This window comes from Ancylomarina sp., assembly GCF_041555295.1.
GTDB lineage: Bacteria > Bacteroidota > Bacteroidia > Bacteroidales > Marinifilaceae > Ancylomarina.
The window spans coordinates 1-4,442 of the sequence record NZ_JBFFKR010000274.1 but is presented as its reverse complement, the minus strand read 5'-3'; the positions used below and the strand labels follow the sequence as shown (position 1 = coordinate 4,442).

6 protein-coding genes are annotated in these 4,442 nt (G+C 35.7%); 4 read left to right on the top strand and 2 right to left on the bottom strand.

Going from position 1 to position 4,442, the window contains the following annotated elements; all coding sequences use genetic code 11:
* From ABY905_RS14450 to efp, 4 genes are all read left to right on the top strand, one after another.
* Positions 1 to 297, top strand: a 297-nt coding sequence (locus tag ABY905_RS14450) for a TolC family protein (protein WP_372645108.1), incomplete at its 5' end; no start/stop codon positions are given.
* A 215-nt stretch (positions 298 to 512) separates the two neighbouring features.
* Positions 513 to 1,223 carry a tRNA (adenosine(37)-N6)-threonylcarbamoyltransferase complex dimerization subunit type 1 TsaB gene (tsaB, locus tag ABY905_RS14445; RefSeq protein ID WP_372645106.1) on the top strand — a complete coding sequence of 237 codons (711 nt, stop codon included), beginning with the start codon at positions 513 to 515 and terminating at the stop codon, positions 1,221 to 1,223.
* A gap of 67 nt (positions 1,224 to 1,290) precedes the next feature.
* Entirely contained in the window at positions 1,291 to 2,052 is a 762-nt protein-coding gene (locus tag ABY905_RS14440; protein ID WP_372645104.1) for a DUF3108 domain-containing protein, read from the top strand.
* 135 nt (positions 2,053 to 2,187) lie between these two features.
* Positions 2,188 to 2,757, top strand: a complete 570-nt coding sequence (efp, locus tag ABY905_RS14435) for an elongation factor P (protein WP_372645102.1) — start codon at positions 2,188 to 2,190, stop codon at positions 2,755 to 2,757.
* A 55-nt stretch (positions 2,758 to 2,812) separates the two neighbouring features.
* On the opposite strand, the gene ABY905_RS14430 is transcribed toward efp, so the two are convergent.
* Together ABY905_RS14430 and ABY905_RS14425 are read right to left on the bottom strand one after the other, a co-directional pair.
* Positions 2,813 to 3,718, bottom strand: a complete 906-nt coding sequence (locus ABY905_RS14430) for a TIGR01777 family oxidoreductase (protein WP_372645100.1) — start codon at positions 3,716 to 3,718, stop codon at positions 2,813 to 2,815.
* Between the two features lie 343 nt (positions 3,719 to 4,061).
* On the bottom strand, positions 4,062 to 4,442 hold a 381-nt coding region (locus ABY905_RS14425; protein WP_372645098.1), incomplete at its 5' end, for a hypothetical protein.

Below are 4,442 nucleotides of genomic sequence, written 5' to 3'. Positions count from 1 at the left end.
AGATTGAATTTAGATAATACTAAGAATATCTTAAGAAAAGAAATAGAACAAGCTCACGCGAATGCACTTGCATCAATGAAAAAATATTTCTCAAGTGAAACGGCTGTTTCTTCTACTGAAGAGGCATTCCGTTATACCGAAGAGAAATTTAATTTAGGTTTAGTTAATTCGGTTGAGTACAATCAGGGCAAGAATAATCTTCTAAAAGCGAAATCGAATTTGCTACAAGCCAAATACGAATACATTTTTAGGACAAAAATTATAGACTTCTACAATGGAGTCGAAATCAGTTTGTAGTCAAGTTTTCAAGTAAGATTAGTTACTCCGGTTCGATGAATTTCGAATCGGAGTTCTTTTTTATTGGTAGCATAAGATGAAGTAATGTAAAGGTTCTTTCTAATTCCCTTTTTATAGCTTAAATTTGCCATCATTAAGTGTATATAAATACTAATCGCCTTACAGCAAAAAAAAGGATGATTCTGGAATAGATTCATACGTAATTACTCAAGACAATGGCTTTAATATTAAATATAGAAACATCAACTGCAGTTTGTTCTGTTTCATTAGGAAAAGATGGTGAGTTGCTTGCCTATAAAGAGAATAAAGAGGGAATGAATCATGCGACTCATCTGACCGTATTTATTGATAGTATCCTAAAAGAGAATCAGCTTACGCCTAATGATCTTGATGCAATTGCCGTAAGTATGGGACCTGGTTCTTATACGGGTTTGCGTATTGGTGTTTCTACTGCAAAAGGTATTTGTTATGGCAGTAACCTTCCTCTAATCGCTATAAGCACTTTGCAAGCTATGACTGCTCCTTTATTAAAGAACAAAGCTATTATTTCTCAATTAGGAGATCCTGAGTCCAGTATTTTCTGTCCGATGATTGATGCTAGAAGAATGGAAGTCTATACGGCATTCTTTTCTTATAAAAACGAAGAAATTCGTAAGACCTCAGCTGAAATTATCGATGGGGAATCTTTTGCCTCAGACTTGGATAAAAGTGAGATTGTTTTTTTTGGCGATGGTTCTGCAAAATGCCAATCAAGTTTTCAAAGCCAGAATGCAATTTTTGTTGATGATATTACGCCTACAGCTATTGGAATGCTTCAATTATCTGAAGCAAAATTCAAGAATGGGGTATTTGAAGATGTTGCTTACTTCGAACCATTTTACCTAAAAGACTTTGTTGCAACGACTCCTAAGAAAAATATCTTTTAAAGGCATTCGTTTTTTTGTATTGAAATAGCGATATTGAATGACTTAATATTCTTTAAAGCGACAGCTTATGCGAAATAGATACTTCTTCCTTTTATTTATTCTCTTATTTTCTTTTTCAGCTTTTGCCGAAGGAGGAACTGTGCTTGCGAAAAAAATAGAACATCTTAAGTATGTTATCCATTATGGATTTATAAGAGGAGGAAAAGCAAGCTTGAAGCTTAAATCAGAACGTTATAAAGGACAAGATATTCATCATCTGATTTTGAGCGGACATACAACTGGGCTTACAAATTCGTTATTTGACGTAAGAAATACTTACGAGAGTTTTGTAGATAAGGAAAGCTTGTTACCCATAAAGGCGATTAGAGACATCAAAGAGGGTAACTATAAACGCTATAACGAGCTTGTTTTTGATAGGGAAAAGAACAAGGTTTATAGTAAAAGATCTGGAGAACATGATGTCGTTAAAGGGGTTCATGATATTTTATCAGCCTTTTATTTTGCAAGAATAAAGCTTTTCAATTCCGATTTGGTTATAGGTCAAAATCTAAAGATTGATACTTACTTTGCAGATGAACCCTTTCTATTGCAATTCAAATTCATGGGTTACGAAACCATCAATAGCAAAATTGGAAAGATTAAGTGTTATAAGTTTATTCCAGTAGTTGAAACAGGAAGAGCCTTCAAGAATCAAGATGATATGCATATATGGATCTCAGCCGATGAGAATAAAGTTCCTGTTCGAGTTCAGTTTGATTTGTTTATAGGTTCTTTGCGTTGCGATCTCGTTAACTTTCCCCATATGACGGTTGATCCAAACGATCTTTAACTCTTTATCAGCTAGAAAATGAAATGGGATTGATGTAAAACGCACAATATCTGTATAATATTTCTCAAAGAGGATACTTTCCCTTACTTTTGCTAGGAAATCTAAAAGGATAATTTTTAATTAATATATAACAACATGGCAAGTACTGCAGATTTTAAGAATGGTATGTGTATCCATTTTAAGACTGGTTTATATACGATCGTTCAATTCCAGCATGTTAAGCCTGGTAAAGGTCCAGCTTTCGTAAGAACTAAATTGAGAAATGTAAAAACAGGTAAGACGATTGATAATACTTTCACTGCAGGTTTAAAGATTGACGTTGCTCGTATCGAGCGTCGTCCATACCAGTTTCTTTATAAGGATGATATGGGTTACAACCTAATGCATACTGAAACTTACGAGCAGATTGCTTTGGAGGAAGAATTATTCAATGCTCCTGATCTTTTAAAAGAAGGTGATTGTGTTGAGGCTGTAATTCACGCTGATACGGAAACGCCTCTTTACGTTGAGTTACCAACTCACGTAGCAATGGAAGTGACTTACACAGAGCCTGGTCTTCGTGGAGATACGACTTCGACCAATTCGCTAAAGGCTGCAACCGTTGAAACTGGGGCTACGATTATGGTACCTCTTTTTATCAATACGGGTGATGTGATCAAGATTGATACACGTAACAAAGAATATGTTGAGCGTGTAAAGCAATAATCTGTTTAAGCCAAATTTTTTGAGAGGCTATTTCATTTATTTGAAATAGCCTTTTTTATTTTAGTAGATCTTTCAAAGCTGATTCAAGATTTGGAAACTTAAAAACAAAACTATTCTCTATAAGTTTGTCTGCCGATACTCGGCTTCCTTCTAAAAGAAGAACTGACATTTCGCCCAATACTAGCTTTAATACAAATTCGGGAATGTTTGGTAAGAAGAAGGGCTTGTTGAGAGTTTTAGCTAATGTCTGTGTAAAGCTTTTGTTTGTCTGAAAATCTGGCGCTACAGCGTTAAAAACCCCCTTCATTTGATTATCCTCAATGGCTTTGATATAAAGCCCGCAAAGATCATCTATATGAATCCAAGGCAAGTATTGTTTGCCATTCCCAATAGATGAGCCTAAGCCTAGTTTAATAGGTATACTCATCTTTGATAAAGCGCCTCCTTGCTTATCAAGGACAAGCCCTGTTCGAAGAATTGTTGTTCGAATATTTAGTGTTTGAAATTGTTCAGCTGCCTGTTCCCATTTTTTGCAAGTGCGTCCTAGAAAATCATCAGCAAAAGTGTCTTCTTCAGTAAAAACCTTATCAGATGTTATTGCTCCATAATAACCTATTGCTGATGCAGAAATGAAAGCCTTCAGTTCTTTTTTCTGCTTTCGTACTTCATTAAAGATGAGCTTTGCAGATTGAACTCGACTATCAAGAATAAATTGCTTTCGTAAAGGGGTCCATTTCTTTTCGGCAATATTAGCTCCCGCCAAGTGGATGATATAATCAGATGAGGCGATTGCTTCAGGATCAATTTGGTTATTCGTTGGATCCCAAAGATATGTTTTGAATGGCGTATTATTCTTTTTGCTTCGACTAAGAATAGCAACATCATAGCCTTTAGCCTGCAACTTTTCGCAAAGCGCTTTACCTATTAATCCTGATCCGCCACTTATTAATACTTGAGCCATAGTGTTTCTTTTTTATTTTTCAATTCTAAAGTTAGCGAATTAATTATTACGATTCTCAGGCTCAGTTTTGCGAACAGTCTCCTTCCTGCAGTGTGCAGCATGGAATCGCCAAGTAGCGAAAGCTTGCTGCAGCTTGCAGGAAGGTTCATACAGGTCATCTAAAGCTCGCTGCAGCCTGCAGGGAGTTTTTCACAGATTTTAGGACTGATGTTTGACTAGCATTTAGGTAAATATCTCAATATTGTAGCCTAAAGCATGGGCGTTCTTATACATTTAAAAAGAAAGAGTCCTAAGTGGATTAAAAAATCCCAAGCCTTATGACTTGGGATTTATACGATGTTTGTTACTCCTTAGGTCGTTTCGATTTGTCGAAAAAGAAATTGTCGAAAACGATTCGTTCCTCCTTCTTGAGTGCGAGAATTAGAATAGCACTTTTTATAAAACCATAGCCATAGCTGTAGAGCTGTATAAAACTTGCCAGTACAGCCAATAGTGAGATGCTTAGGCTCTTTGTTTTTATCATCGATTCTATAAATAGAACACTAGCTAAAAAAGCTAGCGGACTCAGGAATATTGGGCTGATAGCTGCTGCCAAAATCACTAATAATAAACTGCCAAGCAAAAATAAAGCAGGTATGGTGTAGGTTAATTTAAACTTATCAGGATACCATTTAATTAGAACTGGGCGCATCACGCCAAACTTATAAACTTGCTTGATGAATTT